Genomic DNA, 18,964 nt, shown 5'->3' with positions numbered 1-18,964 from the left:
ACCGGTTGCGCGATGGGGCCGATTTCTGCGTCAAAGCGAATCAGGCCCATACGGCGGGCCTCCTCGACCGCGTGACTGACGGTAACGGCGTTAAGCCGGGCGCGCGCGGTCTGTAAATGCCGATGTTAATTTCCCCAGAAGCGCCGGAGTAAAATTCCCCAGTTGGCGGGCGTGGCGATCAGCCGAGGTCTTGATCGGCGCCTCCGTTTTTTGGCGGGCGTCCGCGACGACGCAGGGTCGGCGGGATTGGCGCGGGTTGGATGCTGGCTTTCGTCCGAACATGTTCGGGCAAGAGGTCGGCGTGCTCGCGCAGGCGATAGCTCGAGCCTTCGATCTGGAAGACGACGGCGTGATGCAGGAGACGGTCGAGGAGCGCCGTGGCGACGACTGGATCGCCAAAGATCTCGCCCCATTCCGCGAAGCCGCGGTTCGAGGTGAGGATCATGGCGCCCCTTTCATAGCGGGCGTTGACGAGCTGGAAGAACAGATTGCCGCCGCCGGGCGTAACCGGCAGATAGCCGATCTCGTCGACGATCAGCAGCGAGAAGCGGCAGAAGTAACGGATCTTCTCCCGCAGCGCCCCTTCGCGTTCGGCCTTGGCCAATGTTGCGATGATGTCGGCGAGGCAGGCGAAGTAGACGCTGCGGCCGGCTTTAACCGCCTCGACGCCGAGCGCCAGGCTGAGATGGGTTTTGCCTGTGCCGGGCGGTCCGATGAGATGAACCGCTTCGGCGCGATCGATGAACTGCAATTCGGCGAGCGCCATGACGCGGCTCTTGTCGAGCGACGGCTGGAAGGCGAAGTCGAAGCCGGCGAGCGTCTTGACGGCGGACAGGCGCGCCATCTGGAGCGCCATCCGGACGCGGCGGTTCTCGCGTAGCGTCAGTTCTTCGGTGAGCAGAATGTCGAGCGCGTCGAGCGCCGTAGTCTCGCCACGCTCGATGCCGCGCAGGGTGATGTCGAGGATTTCGAGGGCGCGCGGCATTCTCAGGCCGACGAGATTGCGTTTGACGCGGTCGATGACGGCGGAGGGCGTTGCATTCATCGTGAGCCTCCCTGCATCGCCAGCCGGCGCCCCACCGCGTCATAGAAGGCCAGCGGGCGTCTCGCGGCGTGATCGCCGGCGCGCAGCATGAGGGACGGCAATGCGTCGGGCGGCCGGCGACGATACGCTTGCAACGGCATTCTGCGATGCGCCGGATCGAGACGTTTTTCGCCGCGGCCTTCGAGCGGCGCATGGGCGGCGATCAATTCGCCGTCCTCGAAGATGCGGATGGCGTCGGCGAAGACATGGACATCAAGGACGCGTCGCCGGGTCGTGTCCGGGACGCTGTAGAGATTGCCGCCGACGCTGACCATGCCTTCATGCGACGCGCGCCGCTCGAGCCGAAGCACCGCCTGATAGGGCGTCGACGGCACCGGCTTGAGCGACGCCTTCTCTTCGGCGAAAGCCTCATCGACGACGCGCCTGGTCGTGGCGTGGACCCTCGGATTGGCGATCGTATCGAGCCAGATTCGGAGCTGGGCGTTCAGGTCATCAAGATTGCGGAAGGCGCCGCCGAGGAAAAAGTCTTCCCGGATGTAGCGGAAGGGCCGCTCAACCTTGCCCTTCGTTTTGGCGCGGTAGGGTTTGCAGGCGCGCGGCTGAAAGCCGTAATGGCGCGCCAGATCCAGTAGCGCGCGATTGTAGACAACGAGGCCATCCGGGTCTTCCCCGATAACGGCCGTCTTCATGCGATCGTAGAGGATCTCGCGCGGGACGCCGCCGAGCGCCTCGAAGGCGGCCATATGGCAGCGTAGGACGCTTTGCATATCCTGGTGCAGGACGAAGCGCGCCCAGATGAAGCGGGAATGCCCCAGGACCATGGAAAAGAGCCAGACGATCCGCTTGACGCCGAGCTCGTCGAGGAACTCGACATCGAAGCGGGCGAAGTCGACCTGAGCCTGTTCGCCAGGCGGCGTCTCGAAGCGCACCTCGAAGCCTTTCGAGCGCGGCGGCCGAAGTTCGCGCAGGAAGTCGGTGACCGCAGTGTAGCCGCCGGCATATCCGCGATCCTTGATCTCTCGCCATAGCCGGCGGCCGCTCAGCGCCGGATAGGCGACGAGGCGCTCCCGCAGATAGGCCTCGAAAGTTGCGATCGCGCGTTCGCGCGGCGGCCGCGCCTTGTAGCTGGGCGCCGTCAGCCCCGCGGCGATGTGCTTGCGGACGGTCTTCCGGTCGATTCCGAGCTGGCGCGCGATCGCGGACACAGAGACGCCCTGACGATGTAATTCCAGGATCATGACAATTTCCCCGAGTTTGATCACCGAGCCCTCCCTTCCGCCAAGGGGAGCAGCATCGGCGAGTCGGCGCCGCCCGGCCTTCCAGGGCATGCCCTGGAAGGCCGGGCGTCACGAAAACTGGGGATTTTTCAATCGGCACATTTGGGGAGTTTACGATCGGCACTCACAGCGGTCTCCAGCCAGAGGCGCGCCGCATTTGAGCTGACGCCGAGGCCGTGACCAATCTCGTCGTCGCTCTTTCCCCCAGCCTTGAGACGCAGACAGGCCAGTTCGCGTCCCGACAACGCGACGTCGAGCCTTTCGGCAACGCAGGCGTCCCGCACCTTCGCGTGAAGAATGGCGCTCATCGCCATGATCCGGCGCATCAGCTCATGGCGCGGCCGCGTCAGCGGGCTGTCGTCGAGACATGCGCTGAACAGCGCGTATTCGCCCTTTCGCCCGCTCAATGGGATGGACACGCCATCGCCGCTGACGTCGAGATCCAGAGCTTCGCCCAGGAGTTTGCGAACGATCGGATCATCGCGATCCAGAACGCGCCAGTCCACGGGCGCGATCCCGCCGAGGCCTGCGCGAAGAACAGGCTCGACGTCGACGCGCGCGGCCTGCGCAAAGGATTTTCGCCACGACGCGGCGTGCGCAGCCGAAAGCAACGGCTGGTCGGCGCGACGCGTCGGGAGGTTGAAAGCGACGTAAGCGACATTGGAGACGCCCGCCGCTCGCTGGAACTCGTCAAGGAAGCCGTTGCGAATCGGCAGTCTGTCGGCGCGCGCGAGCCGATCGATGAGATCGAAAACATCTTCGCAATACACGCCGGACGCCTATCCAACCGGAACTAATATGGATTCTGATATCGCGGGTCGGAAAGCCTGACAATGCGGCCTAGCCGCGCGTCGGGCGAAATGGCTCAGCAGAACCCTCAAGCAAAAAGCCCGGCCAATCGGCCGGGCTTTTCATCTGAATGGATCAGATTGATCAGTATTTCGCGACGATCGGAGCAGCGCCCCAATTGAAGTGATAGTTCACGCCGGCGCGGACGATGTTGCCGTTGAACCGAGCGCTGACTTCCGTCGCGTTGGCCCACAGGAGAGCGCCAGCGAAAGTTCTCGTGGTCAGACCGCCCGGGGTGCGGACGGAACCGAGGTCGTAATAGAGATATTCGACCTTGGCGCTCCACTGCGGCATGAACATCCACTCAAGTCCGCCGCCCGCGGTCCAGCCGACGCGCGTGTCAGAGAACGAGCCGCCCGGGAAACCGATCGTCGCGAAGGGCGGGAAGTCCGGCGTAACGCCCTGGAAGCCTGCGACGTTCAGATTCACGCCGCCATAAGCGAGACCGCCGGTGCCGTAGGCGAGCAACGTCGGCGTGAACAGCCAGCCGAGGCGGCCGCGGACGGTGCCGAGATAGTCCAGGCTCTTCCTGGCCGACATCGCCGTGACGACGCTGAACGGGCCGATGGCCGGAACCGCGGCGATATAGTTGCGGTTGTTGTTGCTGTAGGCGATGCCCTGGATGTCGGCCTCGACGCCGGCGACCAGCTTGCCGCCGTAGAACTGCCAGTTATAGCCGATCTGGCCGCCGCCGATGAAACCGGCCGCATTTGAGCTGAACACGCCGGTTCCGCCAAGCGCCGCAGCGTTGGAGAACAGGATGGGTCCCAGGCCCGGCGTGCGGAAGATCGGCACCGAGGTGACGTAGATGTTGTTGTTGTTGCCCCAGGTGCCGCCAGCGTTCAGACCGACGTAGAAACCGGCCCACAGCGGCGGGGGCGGCAGCAGAGGCGGCGGGGGAGCCTTGTAGCTGGGAAGATCGGCCGCCAAAGCCGAGCCCGTCAGCGCAAACGCCAGAGCGGCGACGGAAAGAGCTTTTTTCATCAGTACCCTCGTTGCTTTGAGGCGCAAAACCTTCGCCCGAACTGCCTTCTTGAAGCTTTCAGCGATCGCTCGCCATGCAGTGCACTCAATCAGTCAAGGCCGCGCACAGTCAACGCAAAAGCCCCGCTTTTCGCACCTGCTGGTTCGGAATCTCGATGGGTGTGGCGCCGGCGCCACAACCAGCGTCATCAAAGGCTTCAGAGCCGGGTCGACTCGTCGATCTCGGCCACGGCGAAAGGAGGGTCGAAAGCCGCGGCAATGCCGCATTGGTAAGGGAGGACGACGACGGCGCGCGTCGATCCATGACGATCTTGTCGGCGCTCGCGGGGCGCGCCTCGGTATCGATCGAGACGGCTGAGGGCGAAACGTCCCTGATCCTGGCGATCAGTTCATGCCCATCCGGCAGCCTCCGGATGCTGCGCCGCAAAGAGGCGTGATCCGTTCGTCGCGTCGATCCTCGGGAAGGCCGGAGGCGCGCCGGTGGCGAGCCAGGTCAACTGGTCGGCGAGCCCGTCGCGTCCTACCGGAAACCGATTGACGGCGATCGTGAAGCCTGAATCCGTCTGCCGCACGGCGACGCCGACGAATCGGCCAATCTCGTCGAGGTGAACGACGGCCCGCTCGCCGATTTCCGCCGGCGAAATCGCCGGCCTCTGCGTCGTTTAATGAAATTCAAGCAAGCTTTGCGTCGTAACCAGCTGCGGAACTATCCGTTGTAGGCGGCCATGCGCCCGGCCGGGCTGCGAAGCCACCCCGACTTCGAGACTTCCGCCGCCCTTTCGTCCAGCGCGCGCGCTGCAACAAAATCGAGCAGGCCCACGGGAGAATCGAACGCATGCGCGGGCGCAAGCGACCCTAGAATGCGTGAACGGCTCTTCCCGAAATGACGCAAGGGCAGAAGCAGGAGTTCGAACTCCCCGGCGCACCAGCCCTGCGCCCCGGCCCGAACGCTGGCCACAACGGGCGTTTCGTCGTCGACGACCAGGCGGATGCTTTCGGCCACTTCAGATTCGCTCGCCGATCTCCACCAGCCGAGAAAGGGACGACCCTTCTGGTCGCGCTGCCAGAGAGCATTGACCCGCGCGCCGCAAAGACGGAGCGGAAAGCGCTGTTCGAAATCCACTTCGATGATGAATGTGTCGGGAAGAATATGGCGAATCGCGACCGGATCGATTTCAGCGCGATCCGGCGCCGACCGCTCGCCCTTCAAGCGATCCCAATAGTCATGAAGGTTCCTGGTGACCGACAGTCTCATTCCACTCGCCCGACGCTTGTTGCGCCCCCGCCTCGGATTGGCACACGTCCCCCCGGAGCGCGCCATCCGTCGGTGAGAGAGCAGTCGCCGTGCCAACGGCGTCCATCGGGGACCGTTCGGCCGCCCCGCGCAGAAAAAATGAGCTAAATCAAATAAGCTGAAGCGATCTCAAGTTTCTTAGAGAGGCGCGCTGGCGCTGAGCGGCGCTGTTTTCCCTGCCCTTACGGTTCAAATCGGGACGGTCTCCCAAACGGTCGGGACGCTGCCCAAACGCTTCGGCGCTCTCGCAAACGGATCGCGCTAGATTAGCATCGAGGCTGCGCTGGCGTCGCGCGGCAAGAGAAGCGGCGAGAGAAGCCGCAAGAGAAGCGGCAAGAGAACAGGGGCCAAAGTGACCGAGAGACGAGAACGCATATTCAATCTTCCGAAAGTCACGAAGGCGTTCATCATCGCGCTGACGGCCACGCAGTTCGTCCTCGCTTACGGTCCTGTGGAGTTCTCGAACTGGCTGTTGGCGACATTCGCTTTTATCCCCGCGCGCGTGACGGCCGAAGGCGGCGCCGAATACGCCACCATGCTGAGCTACTTCTTCCTGCATGGCGACTGGACGCATCTCATCGTCAACATATTGGCGCTGGCCGCCTTCGGCACGCCGGTCGAGCGGCGCTTCGGCTCCGCGCGCTATCTCCTGTTTCTCGCCGCCAGCTCTTTTGCAGGCGCGCTGCTCTTTCTTGCGCTGCACCCATACGAACTCGCGCCAGTCGTCGGCGCATCAGGCGCAATCTCAGGAACAATGGGGGCGATTGTGCGTTTTGCATTTACGCCAGGAGCGCGCCTGGCGGACAGGAGGCGCAGCGCACCATACGACGAGGGATCGAATTCCACTTCGCTGTCGCAACTGCCGCTCAATCGACAGGCGATGTTTTTCCTCGTTGCATGGCTCGCGGTGAACTTGCTTCTTGGCGCATTTCCGCAGGCGGCCGGGGTATCGAGCGCCATCGCTTGGGAGGCGCATGTGGGAGGATTTCTGTTCGGCCTGCTCTTTTTCAGCTTCTTCGACCGCGCAGGCCAACGCGCCTTGAGTTCGCAGTAGAGCTTTTCGGCTGGCGAGAGCGCCCGACCGAAAAGCGAGAGGAGGACCAGATGACGATCTCGAACATACTCGCAGAAAAAGGAAGAGAGGTGGTGACTGCGAGCCCCGAAACGACGCTTCAACAGGCCGCCCAGCTGATGATGCGCTACAGGATCGGCGCCTTGGTCGTTCTGGACGACAATGGCCGACTGATCGGATTGATCGCCGAACGCGACATCGTTTCAGCCGTAGCGCTCGACGGTCCGCAGGCGATGACTCAGCGCGTTTCGGCCTATATGCAGCCCAATCCTCACCCGGCCCGAGAAGAAGACGCGGTCGAGAATACGATGCGGGTGATGACGATCGAACGGCGCCGACACATTCCCGTGGTGCGGGAAACCCGTCTCGTCGGTCTCATCTCCATCGGCGACGTGGTCAAATACCGGATCCGCGTCATCGAGGAGGAACACCGGTCGATGCGGGAATATATCGCCCAGGCGTGATTTGCGCACAGTCCTGGAGTGACCACGCAGCGGCTTGCTCGGCTGCGCCATCGCAGGCGCGCGTCGCTTTGCTTGCGCGCGACCTTGGCTCTTTCCCGCACCTCTCCAACGGGGCGACGTAGCCGATAACCTTCGAGACCTTTACGGGGCGGTCTGGGCCGCCAGGGGAATGTGGGCGAAGATGTTCGGCAAGGCCCGCTTCGTCGCCTCTCGCCCGACATGGATGAGCTGCTCGGCCTTGTGGAAATCGAACATGCCAACTTCCTCCATGCGGGCGGTGATGGTCGCGTCAGGCGGGTCGCCCGCCAGGCGCGAACGCAGGATCCGGTCCTGGATGATGTTGAAGGCGTCGATCATCGCGGTGGCGACGTTCGGCGCGTCGCCCGGCTGACGATCGAAATAGCGGGGCAGGAATCGATCGGCGAAGGAAACGTCCCCTTTTTCTCCAAAAGGCCCTGCCTCCGCGGCGCGTTTGAGGGCGGCGGGATCGTCGCGGATGACGCGCGCGCGATACATCGTGTCAGCGGTGACGTTCACGGCGATCACATATTCAGCGCCGAGCGCCCTGCACACGGTGACCGGCACCGGATTGACGAGCGCGCCGTCGAAGAGCCAGCGGTCGCCGATGCGCACTGGCTCGAAAATGCCGGGCAGCGCATAGGACGCGCGGATCGCGAGCGACAGGCCGCCGTGTTGCAGCCAAACCTCGTGGCCTGTGCCGACTTCCGTCGCCACGGCGGCGAAAGGTATCGGCAGATCTTCGATCTCGACGTTTTCGAGCTCCTTCTCCAGGGCGGACCGCAGCCGTTCGCCGGTTATGAGGCTCGCGCCGGAAAAAGAGAGATCCATCAGGGTGAAGACGCGCCGCTTGGTCAGCGATCGCGCGAAGGCTTCGATGGCGTCAAGCTTGCCGGCGGCGTAGCACCCGGCGATGACCGCGCCGATCGACGTGCCGGCGATCACGTCGGGTTTGATGCCGCTGGCGGCCAGCTCGCGCAGCACGCCGATGTGCGACCAGCCGCGCGCCGCGCCGGCGCCCAGCGCCAGTCCGATTGTCGGCTGGCCGCGTCGTTCCCGCTTGGCCTCGGTATCCGCCGTGCGAACGATTGTGGTCGGAGGAGCTTGTGGTTCGTCCGTCATGGCGCTGCCCGCATCGGCTTCATTATTTTGATTTCGATTGGCGGAATTGCGTGAGCGTAGCGACAACATACCCGGCATCCCTGCTCGCTCTCTCCATAGCTGTGAAGTAGCAGAAGATATATTGGCTGATAGCCTGCGCCTCGAAAGTGGCCTCCAGGTTAACTTTCCGCCAAACAGCCCCGCTTATGCGCCATCGGGCAGGAACACCAGAGCCCTCTGGCCCTCGAGCGACCGGTAGAAGCACGATTTCCTGCCTGTATGGCAAGCCCTGCCATCGCCGCCGACCTCCACTTCGAGAAGCAGGGCGTCCTGGTCGCAGTCCACGCGCAAGGCGACAACCTTCTGCGTCTGGCCGGAGGTGTCGCCCTTGCGCCACAGCGCGTTCCGCGACCGCGACCAATAGTGCGCGACCCCCGTCTCGATGGTTTTCTCAAGCGCGAGTTGGTTCATATAGGCGACCATCAGCACTTCGCGGGTCGCCGCCTCCGTCGTGACGCAGACAATGAGGCCGTTCGCGTCGAACCTCGGCGCGAAGACGACCCCCTCCTCCACATCCTTTTTGGAGGCGAGCGACATCACCGCGCCCCGCGCAGCAGCGTGTAGAAATGCGCCTGCTCAGTCGGGTTGTCCCGAAACACGCCCGAAAATTGCATCGTGACGGTAGAGGACCCCTGCTTCATCACGCCCCGCATCGACATGCACATGTGCTCCGCCTCCACCATCACGGCGACGCCGCGCGGCGCAAGCGCTTCGTCGATGGCCGTCGCGATCTGCGCCGTCATCGCCTCCTGCGTCTGGAGCCTGCGCGCGAACACCTCGACGAGCCGGGCGAGCTTCGACAGGCCGACCACGCCGCCGTTGGGATAATAGGCGATGTGCGCCTTGCCGAGAAAGGGCACGACGTGGTGCTCGCAGTGCGAGGTGAAGGGAATGTCGCGCACGAGCACGAGATCGTCGTAGCCTTCGACTTCCTCGAAGACCTTTGAGAGGACTTCGTCGGCGCTCTCCCGATAGCCGCTGAAAAACTCTTCATAGGCCTTCACGACGCGGCGCGGCGTGTCGCGCAGCCCCTCTCGGTCCGGGTCGTCGCCGGCCCAGCGCAACAGGGTGCGCACGGCGGCTTCGGCTTCGTCGCGGGAGGGTCGTTCTACGGTTCGAACCGGCTCGAGCGAGTCAAAGGGAAAGGACTTAACCACGTCTACCATGTGGAGCCTCCTGATGGCTTGGCGCGCGCGTTCCATGGCGCAGCGTTACCTGTAGCCTCGCACGTGGCGCGAGGCGGTCCCTCAAATCGTCGCCCTCTCCGGTTGGCTCGAGATCACGCGAGAATTCGAGACGTTACTCGGGGCTCTGGCGGCCCCGGCGCCTGCCGCCGCTTTCGCGAAGGCGCGCAAAATCCTATATAGAGTTTCACCAAGGCGATGGTAAGGCCTTGGCTTGGATGCGCCCGCGGCGATGCTCAACAACATTTATAATCAACGCATTCTGGAGCTTGCCGGAAACATTCCGCGCATCGGCCGGCTGCCGCAGCCGGACGCGACCGCCTCCGCCCATTCCAAGCTCTGCGGCTCTACCATCACCGTCGACGTGAGCCTGCGCGACGGCAAGGTGGCGGACTACGCGCATGAGTTGAAGGCCTGCGCGCTGGGTCAGGCGTCGGCGTCAATCATGGCGCGCAATGTGGTGGGCTCGACGCCGCAAGAGCTGCGCGAGGCGCGCGAGGCGCTGCGCCGCATGCTGAAGGAGAACGGGCCGCCGCCGACGGGCAAATGGGCCGATCTCGCGGTGCTGGAGCCGGTGCGCGACTACAAGGCCCGGCACGGCTCGACCCTGCTGGCGTTTGACGCCGTGGCGGAGGCGGTGACGAAGGCGGAGACGAACCCTGGCGCTAGCTGACCGCTAGCCACTTGCGCCGCTCTGCGCCTAACCTCGCGCATGACCCCTGCCCCGATTCGCATCCTCGGCATCGATCCCGGCCTGCGCGATATCGGCTGGGCGTCATCGAGGCGCAGGGCTCGAGCCCTCAGTCGACGCGCGCTCGGATTCGATGCTCACCGCGGGCGAGCGGCTGCGGCGGAGGCCTGACTAATCAGGGAGACCTTCTCATCTCTCGAGAAGCGGAACAGACGACCAACCGGCAAGCCGCCCTGGGCTGGTGGCGCGATACGCCGCTGTATCTGCGCATATTGGGAGCCGTGGCGCTGGGACTTGTCGTCGGCGTCACCCTCGGCGAGCAGGCGGCGGCGCTCGAGACGCCGGCCAAACTTGTGTTGCGGCTCCTGGGCGCGCTTGCCCCTCCTCTAATACTCCTGGCGATCGTGCAGGCGCTGATGCGCGCCCATCTCGGCGGGCGACAGGCGCTGCGGCTGGTCTCGCTGCTGTTGACCAACACGCTGGTGGCGATCGGCATTGGTCTCCTGGTCGCCAATGTCCTTCAGCCCGGGTCATGGTCGAGCCCTGCGCCAACGGGCCAGCCCGCCAAGGCGCCAGCCGCCGCTGACCCACTCGCGCAATTCTTGGACAGCGTGCCCAAGAGCATCGGCGGGCCCTTTTCCGACAATGGCGCGGTGATGGGCGTTATCTTCATTGCGGTGGCGCTCGGCGTCGCCCTGAGAAATGTGCGCCATCATGAGGTGCGCACCGTGGAAGACCTTGTTCACGTGGCGCTGACCAGCCTGATTACAATTCTGCACTGGATCATCGACCTCGTGCCGCTGGCCGTTTTCGGCATCGTCGCGAGCATCGTCGGCGTGAGGGGTCTTGGTGATTTTGTCGCTCTAGGAGGCTTTGTGCTCGCCGTTCTGACGGCGCTGGCGTTGCAAGCCGCCTACTATCTCATTCGGGTGCGGCTCGGCTCCTGGGTGCGCCCACGCGAACTGCTGCGAGGCGTGCGCGACGCGTTGGCGATGGCGTTTTCGACTGGCAGCTCCACCGCCACGATGCCAGTGACCTATGCGCGGCTGCACGAGAAGGTCGGGCTGCGCGAACAGTCCGCCAGCATGGGCGCGCTCGTCGGCGCGAACTTCAACAATGACGGCACGGCGCTCTATGAAGCCATGTCGGCATTGTTCGTTGCGCAACTGCTCGGCATGCAACTGACGCTCGGCCAACAGTTCATCGTCGTTGTGACGTCCGTCGTCGCATCGGTCGGGGCCGCTGGCATCCCAGAAGCGGGTTTGGTGACAATGACCATGGTCTTCAAGGCGGTGGCGCTGCCCACCGACTACATCGCCATGCTCTTCACCGTCGACTGGTTCTTGGACCGCTGCCGGACAGCCATCAACGTCATGGGCGACATAACGGTCAGCTGTCTGCTGGACGGCAAAACCCGCGAGTGGCCGAATGAGCGGCCGCCCTGAGAGTCAGAACGCCGCAAACACTCGCCCCAACGCTGCTTTCCGCCTACGCTGGCGCCATGTCCCCTGCCCCGATTCGCATCCTCGGCATCGATCCCGGCCTGCGCAACACCGGCTGGGGCGTCATCGAGGCGCAGGGCTCGCGGCTTTCCTTCATCGCCTGCGGACGCGTGCGTTCGGATTCAGCGCTCGGCATGGGCGAGCGGCTGCGGCAATTGCACGACGGGCTGATGAGCGTCATCGCCGACCATGCGCCGCATGAGGCCGCGATCGAAGAAACCTTCGTCAATCGCGATCCGCAGTCGGCCCTGAAGCTGGGACAGGCGCGCGGTGTGGCGCTGACGGCCCCCGCCCTCGCCGGCCTGCTCATCGCCGAATACGCCGCCAATCTCGTGAAGAAGACCGTCGTCGGCGCCGGCCACGCCGACAAGGCGCAGGTGCAGATGATGGTGCGCGTGCTGCTGCCGGCGAGCGCGGCGACGAGCGCCGACGCCGCCGACGCTCTGGCGGTGGCGATCTGCCATGCGCAGCATCGCGGCGCGCGACTGCGGGTATCCGCATGATCGGCAAGCTCAAAGGGCTCATCGACTCCTATGGCGAGGATTTCGTCATCCTCGACGTCAACGGCGTCGGCTATGTCGTGCACTGCTCGACGCGCACGCTGCAAAAACTGCCACGCGCCGGCGAAGCGTCCGCGCTTTCCATCGAAACGCAGGTGCGCGAAGATTCGATCAGGCTGTTCGGCTTTGTGACCGAGGCGGAGCGCGACTGGTTCCGGCTGCTGCAGACCGTGCAGGGCGTCGGCGCGAAAGTGGCGCTGGCGATTCTGTCGATTCTCTCCGCAAGCGATCTCGCCTCCGCCATCGCGATGCAGGACAAGACGGCGGTCGCGCGTGCGCCGGGAGTCGGGCCGAAGCTCGCCGCGCGCATCGTGGCGGAGCTGAAAGACAAGGCGCCGGCTTTCGGCACCATCGATCCCGCTGTCGCTCGGCTCTCCGGGGAGGAGCCGGAAGGCGCGCCATCGGCGGCGCGCGACGCGATTTCCGCCCTGGTCAATCTCGGCTACGGGCGCCCGCAGGCGGCCGCCGCCGTCGCCGAGAGCCTCAAACAATTGGGCGATGGCGCCGAGGCCGGCGCGCTGATCCGGCAGGGGCTGCGGGAACTCGCGCGCTGAGCGGCGGCGTCTACGCGGCGATCACGTCGCGGTAGATTTCGGCGAGGGTCATTTGGAACTCTATCGCCGGCAGGCTCAGAGTCTCTTCTATCGCGCCAAGTCTCGGGCGCTCGAAGAAGCCGCCCTCGACACGGTCGATGACATCAACGGCGAGATGATCGCGCTCCACGAGCACATAATGTTGCAGCGACGGGAGCCTTTGATAGAGGCCCCACTTCTCCCAACGATCGCGCTGGGCCGAGCCTTTCGAGACGACCTCGATCAGAACGACTGGGTCGTCAATCGAGGTCGCGTCGGGAGGCAACGGTCCGCATCTCACCATCACATCGGGAAAGCACGCTAGGTCGAGCAAGCGCTCCTTGAGCCAGAACGTCTCGTCGAAAGGCCGGCAATCCGACCCGCGCCCCCGGAACTCATTCATCAGGGCAACGGTCAGATTTTGGATGATCCTTTTATGCTCCCAGCGCGCGCCGACCATCATGCGCACGACGCGGCCGCCGATCAGCTCCCATTTTTCGTTGGCGGGCTTGTCGGGCAAAAGTTCCTCGAAATCGTCGAGGGACATATACTCATACTGCGAGGACGGGCGATTCACGGCGCGGCTCCGTTTACCGCATCATAGCATAGCGCCTGCGCCAGCGCATGGGAGCCGCCCGTTTGACCACGCCCGCGCGCCTTGTCAGCCCCGAGCAGCGCGACGACGACGCGGATTCGTCGCTGCGCCCGCTGGCGCTCGCGGACTTCACCGGCCAGGAAGCGGCGCGCGCCAATCTCAAGGTCTTCATCGAGGCCGCCAAGACGCGCGGCGACGCGCTCGACCATGTGCTGCTCGTCGGCCCGCCAGGACTGGGCAAGACAACGCTGGCGCAGATCGTAGCGCGCGAGCTTGGCGTCAACTTTCGCTCGACTTCCGGCCCCGTCATCGCCAAGGCCGGCGATCTCGCGGCGCAGCTCACCAATCTCGAGCCGCGCGACGTCCTGTTCATCGACGAGATCCACCGGCTCAATCCGGCGGTGGAGGAAATCCTCTATCCGGCGATGGAGGATTTTCAGCTCGACCTGATCATCGGCGAGGGTCCGGCGGCGCGCTCGGTGAAGATCGATCTCGCGAAATTCACCCTCCTCGGCGCGACGACGCGCGCGGGTTTGCTGACGACGCCGCTGCGCGACCGCTTTGGCATTCCCATTCGGCTGAATTTCTACACGCCGGAAGAATTGGAGCTGATCGTCAAGCGCGGCGCGCGCGTTCTCGGCGTCGGCATGGAGGACGCCGGCGCAAAAGAGATTGCGCGTCGCTCACGCGGCACGCCGCGCATCGCCGGCCGGCTTCTGCGGCGCGTGCGCGACTTCGCGATCGTCGAAGGCGCAGGCTCGATCACGCGCAAGCTCGCCGATCGCGCGCTGTCGCTGCTCGACGTCGATCCGATCGGCCTCGACGTGATGGACCGCCGCTATCTCACTCTGGTGGCCGTCAATTTTGGCGGCGGTCCTGTGGGGATCGAGACGATCGCCGCGGCGCTCTCCGAACCGCGCGACGCGATCGAAGACATCATCGAGCCGTTTCTTTTGCAGCAGGGCTTCCTGCAGCGCACGCCGCGCGGGCGTCTCTTAACGGCGCACGCCTTTCGTCACCTCGGCCTCGCCGAGCCGACGCGCCCCGCCGCGCAATTCGGATTGTTCGGAGAGGGCGACGACTAACTTGCAATCAAGCTGTAAGAACGAAATAGATCATCGCGCCGAATAACAAAACGGCGGCGATCTCGCCGGCATGTTCAAGGAGCTTCAGCGCGCGGCTTAGAATTTTTGCGTCCATGGGCGCCTCCATGAAACCTATATGGCGCCTCAAGCTGCGCTTTCCAGCTGCCGCGCTTGTCCTTACTCAGCGCGCGAGCGGACCACCCGCCTTTATCCAGGCGTCGAGACCGCCCTGGATGTGCCGGGCGGTCGTCAATCCAGCTTCCTGCGCCGCTTCGACCGCCATCGCCGAGCGCTCGCCGAAGGCGCAATAAAAGACGATGCGCTTGCCGGTGGCGACCGCCAATTCATGCAGCAGGCCGCCATGGCGAATATTCTCTTCGAGTTCGTCGTAGGGCATGTGCAGCGAGCCGGGAATGACCCCATTGACGTCGCGCTCGCGCGCTTCGCGCAGGTCGACAAGTGCGGTCGACGGCTGACCAAGGATCTCGAGCGCCTCCTGCGGCGTGAACGACCAGCCGCGCCGGGCGATATCCTCCTGATGCAGCCCGATGTGCCTGTTCGCCGGCACCGCCACATCCATCATTTTTGGGTTCGGCAAATGCAGACTGTCCATCAGCGCGACATATTCGTCGACGGATTTGACCTGCAAACGCGGATTGAACGCGCGTTCCTCGCCGATCGTGCTGACGGTGTCGCCCTTGTAGTCATGCGCCGGATAGACAAACGTCGAGTCTGGAAGCTTCAACAATTTGCCGAAAATCGAATCGTACTGCGCCCGTGCGTCGCCGTTCTGGAAATCCGTGCGGCCGGTGCCGCGGATCAAAAGCGTGTCGCCGGTGAACACCCTGTCGGCCATCACGAAGCTGTATGAGTCATCCGTGTGTCCGGGCGTATAGAGGACTTCGAGTTCGACGCCCGGAATTCGGATGCGGTCTCCTTCGCGAACCCGCATCGACACCACATCCGCGCCGCTGTGTTCCCCCATCACCGTGACGCAATGCGTGCGATCGCGGAGCGCGCCCGATCCTGTGATGTGATCGGCGTGGGTGTGCGTATCCACGGACTTGACCAGCCGGACATCGAGTTCGCGCATCAGCTGCAGATAGCGGTCGACCTTTTCCAGCACCGGATCGATGATCAGCGCCTCCCCGCCGCGATTGCCGGCGAGGAGATAGCTGTAGGTGCTGGAGACGCTATCGAACAGTTGCCTGAAGATCATCGCGCGCCTTCCTGCGCCCGCCCCGCATCATTTCGGTTGCGGAACAATACGAAGATAGGGCCGCGGCGCGTTCCAGCCCTGCGGATAGATCTTTTTCGCTTCCTCGTCGGAGACCGAACCGGCGATGATGACGTCTTCGCCCGGCCGCCAATTGACCGGCGTCGCGACCTTGTGGGTGGAGGTCAATTGCAGCGAGTCGATGATTCGGAGAACTTCATCGAAGTTGCGGCCGGTCGTCATCGGATAGACCATGATGAGCTTGATCTTCTTGTCGGGCCCGATGACAAAAATATTGCGCACCGTCTGGTTGTCGGCCGGCGTCCTGACGCTGGCGTCGCCGCCGGCGCTCGCGGGCAACATCCCGTAGAGCTTGGAGATGCGCAGGTCCGGGTCGCCGATCATCGGATAGGTCGGCTTCGCGCCCTGAGTCTCCTCGATGTCGACCGCCCATTTGGCGTGATTGTCGACCGGATCGACGCTCAAGCCGATGATCTTGACGTTGCGCCGTTTAAATTCCGGTTCGAGTCTGGCCATGTAGCCCAGTTCGGTCGTGCAGACCGGCGTGAAGTCCTTGGGATGCGAGAACAGAATGCACCAGGAATCGCCGATCCAATCATGGAACTTGATGTGTCCCTGCGTCGTGTCGGCTTCGAAATCCGGCGCGGTGTCGCCGATCTGGAAAGACATGTGGAAGCTCCTCCGTTATGGTTGCGAGGCGCTTGGCGCGCCAGCGACGCTCTTCGCGGCCTGAGAGCGTTCTCTTATAAATGAGACTCTTGCGCCCGGTATCAAGAACGGCGGCGTTCAAGCCTGTCGCCTCCCGATGAAACGTAGCCCCAGCCGAAAGCCGAATGCCCATCGAACCGTTTCAACGCCTGTCCGTCCGCGTCTATTACGAAGACACGGACTTTTCCGGACTCGTCTATCACGCCTCTTATCTGCGATTCATGGAGCGGGCGCGCACCGAGATGTTGCGTTCCCTCGGCCTCGATCAGAAGGCGCTGCTCGAGGGCGCTGCCGGCGCGCCGATTTTCTTCGTCGTCCGGTCGATGGACGTCGACTTCCAAAAGCCCGCGACTATGGACGACCAGCTGACCGTCGAAACCGAGGCGCTCGAGCTTGGGGGCGCCTCGCTCACGCTTGATCAGCGGGTTCTGCGGAATGCGGAACTGCTTGTCCGCGCCAGGGTCAGGGTCGTGTGCGTCGAAGGCGGCCGAGCGCGCCGCCTGCCGCCTGAGGTGCGCGCCAAATTCGAGCGACTGCTGGCAAATTAGGCGTATAATCGGCTCGCCATCTAGACGCCGCCTTTTGCGGCCTAAAATGGCGGCGAGATGGGAATCATCGAACCCGCTGCGCGCTTGCGGCCCCGGACCGAGCCCTCGGATCCGGCGGAAACCGGCGTGCTCACCGTCGACCTCTCCGCCCTCGCCGACAATTGGCGGACGATGGCGCGGCTCGCCGGCGGCGCGGAATGCGGCGCGGTGGTGAAGGCCGACGCCTATGGGCTGGGGCTCGCGCCCGCCATCCGCGCGCTGCTCTCGGCAGGCTGCCGCACGTTTTTCGTCGCCAATGTCGTCGAAGGCGAAGCGGCGCGGGCGGTCGCGCCCGGCGCGACGATCTATGTGCTGGACGGCCTCGTCCCCGGCGCGGCGCCGCGTCTCGTCGCCGCCGATCTCATTCCCGCGCTGGGCTCGCTCGGCGAGATTGACGAGTGGGCGGCGACGGGGCGCAAACCCCGAGCCGCGATTCATTTCGACACGGGGATGAATCGATTCGGCGTTCCGATCTGCGAGGCGGCGCAGGCTGCCGAGCGCGCGCGCCATCTCACGCCGACCCTGGTGATGAGTCATTTCGTCAGTTCGCAAATGCCGGACGCGCCCGGCAACGCCCGGCAGATCGAAGCGTTTCTCGACGCTCGCGCCCGCTTCGCCGATATTCCGGCGTCCATGGCCAATTCTTCGGCCGTTTTCCTGCCGCAGCGCCCGCATTTCGATATCGTTCGGCCCGGCTACGCGCTGTTCGGCGGCAACCCGACGCCTTACGCCGAATGCCCGGTGCGCCCTGTCGCGCGTCTGAAGGCCCGCATCCTGTCGATACGTGAAATCGAGCCCGGCGACTGCGTCGGCTACGACGCGCTTTGGACCGCGCCGCGCCGCACCCGCATCGCGACCGTCGGCGTCGGCTACGCGGACGGCGTGCCGGTCGGCGCCACGGGCTGCTCAGGAAAGCCTGCGGGCGAAGCGCTCGTCGGGGGCGTGCGCTGCCCGTTCATCGGCCGCGTGTCGATGGACTACATCGTTCTCGATGTCTCGGATGCGCCGCAAGACGCCGCGCGGCGCGGCGAATGGGTCGAACTGCTGGGCGACGCGATCTGCATCGAGGACGCCGCGTCGCGCGCCGGCACCATCGGCTACGAAATCCTCACGCGGCTCGGCGCCCGATTCTCTCGGCGTTACGTGGGGACTTAACCCTCAGGCCATCGCGAACCAGGGCGCGAGCACGGGATATCCCTCGCCCGCGAGCAGCGACACGGTCTCATAAAGCGGCAGGCCGACCACCGCCGTATACGACCCGACGATCTTCACCAGAAACGCGCCAGCGCGTCCCTGAATGGCGTAGGCGCCGGCCTTGCCGCGCCACTCGCCGGTGGAAAGATAGGCTTCGATCTCGGTCGAGCCGAGCCGCTTGAAGCGCAGCCGCGCCTCGACCAGACGCCGGCGCTCATGGCCGCGCGGCGTGATCAGGCTCACCCCCGAATAGACGCGGTGCTGGCGTCCGGACAGGAGCTGCAGGCATTCCTCCGCCTCCTCCCGGGTCTCGACCTTTGGCAGGATGCGGCGTCCGACGGCGACGACCGTGTCTGCGGCGATGAGGAAAGAATCTTTCAGCTCGGGCCGAGCGGCGCGCAGCTTGGCGGCGGCGGCCGCCTTCTCGCTGGCGATCCGCGTGGCGTAGGCGCGCGGCGATTCCCCGCGATGCGGCGTCTCATCGATGTCGGCGGGCAGCAGCGCGTCGGCGTCGAGCCCTGCCTGCTGCAACAGCGCCAGGCGGCGGGGCGAAGCAGAGGCGAGAATGAGCTTGGGACGGGCGAGTGGAGGATTGGCTGTCAAGAATGTCGCTCCGCCAGAAGGAAATTACCGGAAGCGATATGTTATACGGCCTTTGGTCAAATCATAAGGCGTCATTTCGACGAGGACCTTGTCGCCCTCCAGCACGCGGATGCGGTTCTTGCGCATCTTGCCGGCGGTGTGGGCGATGATTTCGTGATCGTTTTCGAGCTTGACGCGAAACATCGCGCTCGGCAGCAGTTCGGTGACGATGCCGGGAAATTCGAGCAGTTCTTCCTTGGCCATGTGGTTCCTTGTAAGGCGCTTTCCGCCGCAACGTTGGCC

The 18,964-nt window shown here is 64.5% G+C and carries 23 protein-coding genes; 9 read left to right on the top strand and 14 right to left on the bottom strand.

Annotated elements, in window-relative coordinates:
• Positions 1-178: 178 nt before the first annotated feature.
• The 6 genes from istB to AC0X69_RS19080 form a co-directional block, all read right to left on the bottom strand.
• Positions 179-1,045 (bottom strand): IS21-like element helper ATPase IstB, encoded by an 867-nt coding sequence (istB, locus tag AC0X69_RS19105; RefSeq protein WP_482608716.1) that lies wholly within the window; start codon positions 1,043-1,045, stop codon positions 179-181.
• Positions 1,042-2,307, bottom strand: a complete 1,266-nt coding sequence (gene istA / locus AC0X69_RS19100; protein WP_482609828.1) for an IS21 family transposase — start codon at positions 2,305-2,307, stop codon at positions 1,042-1,044. The genes istB and istA overlap by 4 nt, the downstream gene beginning before the upstream one ends.
• Before the next feature lie 104 nt (positions 2,308-2,411).
• Positions 2,412-3,092: an autoinducer binding domain-containing protein gene (locus tag AC0X69_RS19095; RefSeq protein ID WP_482609826.1), complete on the bottom strand. Its 681-nt coding sequence runs from the start codon at positions 3,090-3,092 to the stop codon at positions 2,412-2,414.
• Between the two features lie 163 nt (positions 3,093-3,255).
• Positions 3,256-4,155, bottom strand: a complete 900-nt coding sequence (locus AC0X69_RS19090; RefSeq protein ID WP_482609824.1) for an outer membrane protein — start codon at positions 4,153-4,155, stop codon at positions 3,256-3,258.
• 389 nt (positions 4,156-4,544) lie between these two features.
• A complete protein-coding gene (locus tag AC0X69_RS19085) occupies positions 4,545-4,727 on the bottom strand; it encodes a hypothetical protein (protein ID WP_482609822.1) in 183 nt (60 codons plus the stop codon).
• Between the two features lie 134 nt (positions 4,728-4,861).
• A complete protein-coding gene (locus AC0X69_RS19080) occupies positions 4,862-5,410 on the bottom strand; it encodes a PAS domain-containing protein (protein ID WP_482609820.1) in 549 nt (182 codons plus the stop codon).
• A 391-nt stretch (positions 5,411-5,801) separates the two neighbouring features.
• Between AC0X69_RS19080 and AC0X69_RS19075 the strand changes: the two genes are divergently transcribed.
• Together AC0X69_RS19075 and AC0X69_RS19070 are read left to right on the top strand one after the other, a co-directional pair.
• Positions 5,802-6,503 carry a rhomboid family intramembrane serine protease gene (locus AC0X69_RS19075; RefSeq protein WP_482609818.1) on the top strand — a complete coding sequence of 234 codons (702 nt, stop codon included), beginning with the start codon at positions 5,802-5,804 and terminating at the stop codon, positions 6,501-6,503.
• Between the two features lie 50 nt (positions 6,504-6,553).
• The gene (locus AC0X69_RS19070; RefSeq protein WP_482609816.1) at positions 6,554-6,985 is read left to right on the top strand and encodes a CBS domain-containing protein; all 432 of its coding nucleotides are present in this window, start codon (positions 6,554-6,556) and stop codon (positions 6,983-6,985) included.
• 141 nt (positions 6,986-7,126) lie between these two features.
• Here the strand turns inward: AC0X69_RS19070 and AC0X69_RS19065 are convergent, their stop codons facing one another.
• From AC0X69_RS19065 to folE, 3 genes are all read right to left on the bottom strand, one after another.
• Positions 7,127-8,125: a patatin-like phospholipase family protein gene (locus AC0X69_RS19065; RefSeq protein WP_482609814.1), complete on the bottom strand. Its 999-nt coding sequence runs from the start codon at positions 8,123-8,125 to the stop codon at positions 7,127-7,129.
• 183 nt (positions 8,126-8,308) lie between these two features.
• Entirely contained in the window at positions 8,309-8,701 is a 393-nt protein-coding gene (gene hisI / locus AC0X69_RS19060) for a phosphoribosyl-AMP cyclohydrolase (RefSeq protein ID WP_482609812.1), read from the bottom strand.
• On the bottom strand, positions 8,701-9,330 hold the full coding sequence (gene folE, locus AC0X69_RS19055) for a GTP cyclohydrolase I FolE (RefSeq protein ID WP_482609810.1): 630 nt from the start codon (positions 9,328-9,330) through the stop codon (positions 8,701-8,703). The genes hisI and folE overlap by 1 nt, the downstream gene beginning before the upstream one ends.
• A gap of 250 nt (positions 9,331-9,580) precedes the next feature.
• Here folE and AC0X69_RS19050 point away from each other — a divergent pair, with 250 nt between their 5' ends.
• The 4 genes from AC0X69_RS19050 (at position 9,581) to ruvA (ending at position 12,655) form a co-directional block, all read left to right on the top strand.
• The gene (locus AC0X69_RS19050; protein ID WP_482609808.1) at positions 9,581-10,021 is read left to right on the top strand and encodes an iron-sulfur cluster assembly scaffold protein; all 441 of its coding nucleotides are present in this window, start codon (positions 9,581-9,583) and stop codon (positions 10,019-10,021) included.
• A gap of 299 nt (positions 10,022-10,320) precedes the next feature.
• Complete coding sequence (locus AC0X69_RS19045; RefSeq protein WP_482609806.1) at positions 10,321-11,484, top strand: dicarboxylate/amino acid:cation symporter; 1,164 nt, start codon at positions 10,321-10,323, stop codon at positions 11,482-11,484.
• 56 nt (positions 11,485-11,540) lie between these two features.
• Positions 11,541-12,044, top strand: a complete 504-nt coding sequence (gene ruvC / locus AC0X69_RS19040) for a crossover junction endodeoxyribonuclease RuvC (RefSeq protein ID WP_482609804.1) — start codon at positions 11,541-11,543, stop codon at positions 12,042-12,044.
• Positions 12,041-12,655: a Holliday junction branch migration protein RuvA gene (ruvA, locus tag AC0X69_RS19035; RefSeq protein WP_482609802.1), complete on the top strand. Its 615-nt coding sequence runs from the start codon at positions 12,041-12,043 to the stop codon at positions 12,653-12,655. The genes ruvC and ruvA overlap by 4 nt, the downstream gene beginning before the upstream one ends.
• A gap of 10 nt (positions 12,656-12,665) precedes the next feature.
• On the opposite strand, the gene AC0X69_RS19030 is transcribed toward ruvA, so the two are convergent.
• Positions 12,666-13,250: a Uma2 family endonuclease gene (locus AC0X69_RS19030; protein ID WP_482609800.1), complete on the bottom strand. Its 585-nt coding sequence runs from the start codon at positions 13,248-13,250 to the stop codon at positions 12,666-12,668.
• Between the two features lie 47 nt (positions 13,251-13,297).
• On the opposite strand from AC0X69_RS19030, the gene ruvB reads away from it, so the two are divergent.
• Positions 13,298-14,353 (top strand): Holliday junction branch migration DNA helicase RuvB, encoded by a 1,056-nt coding sequence (gene ruvB / locus AC0X69_RS19025; RefSeq protein ID WP_482609798.1) that lies wholly within the window; start codon positions 13,298-13,300, stop codon positions 14,351-14,353.
• Positions 14,354-14,534: 181 nt separating this feature from the next.
• Here the strand turns inward: ruvB and AC0X69_RS19020 are convergent, their stop codons facing one another.
• A complete protein-coding gene (locus AC0X69_RS19020) occupies positions 14,535-15,572 on the bottom strand; it encodes an MBL fold metallo-hydrolase (protein WP_482609796.1) in 1,038 nt (345 codons plus the stop codon).
• A gap of 27 nt (positions 15,573-15,599) precedes the next feature.
• Positions 15,600-16,259 carry a peroxiredoxin gene (locus AC0X69_RS19015; protein WP_482609794.1) on the bottom strand — a complete coding sequence of 220 codons (660 nt, stop codon included), beginning with the start codon at positions 16,257-16,259 and terminating at the stop codon, positions 15,600-15,602.
• 164 nt (positions 16,260-16,423) lie between these two features.
• Here AC0X69_RS19015 and ybgC point away from each other — a divergent pair, with 164 nt between their 5' ends.
• Together ybgC and alr are read left to right on the top strand one after the other, a co-directional pair.
• Positions 16,424-16,846, top strand: coding sequence for a tol-pal system-associated acyl-CoA thioesterase (gene ybgC / locus AC0X69_RS19010; RefSeq protein ID WP_482609792.1), 423 nt, complete (start codon positions 16,424-16,426; stop codon positions 16,844-16,846).
• A 57-nt stretch (positions 16,847-16,903) separates the two neighbouring features.
• Entirely contained in the window at positions 16,904-18,040 is a 1,137-nt protein-coding gene (alr, locus tag AC0X69_RS19005) for an alanine racemase (RefSeq protein ID WP_482609790.1), read from the top strand.
• A gap of 3 nt (positions 18,041-18,043) precedes the next feature.
• Here alr and AC0X69_RS19000 read toward each other — a convergent pair whose 3' ends face one another.
• Positions 18,044-18,682, bottom strand: coding sequence for a Maf-like protein (locus tag AC0X69_RS19000; RefSeq protein WP_482609788.1), 639 nt, complete (start codon positions 18,680-18,682; stop codon positions 18,044-18,046).
• 24 nt (positions 18,683-18,706) lie between these two features.
• Positions 18,707-18,925, bottom strand: a complete 219-nt coding sequence (infA, locus tag AC0X69_RS18995; RefSeq protein ID WP_016920926.1) for a translation initiation factor IF-1 — start codon at positions 18,923-18,925, stop codon at positions 18,707-18,709.
• Positions 18,926-18,964: the final 39 nt, after the last annotated feature.

The sequence above is a fragment of the Methylocystis sp. Uni0008 genome (assembly GCF_056838045.1).
The sequence above is the reverse complement of the archived record's forward strand: the minus strand, read 5'-3'. Positions and strand labels throughout refer to the sequence as shown.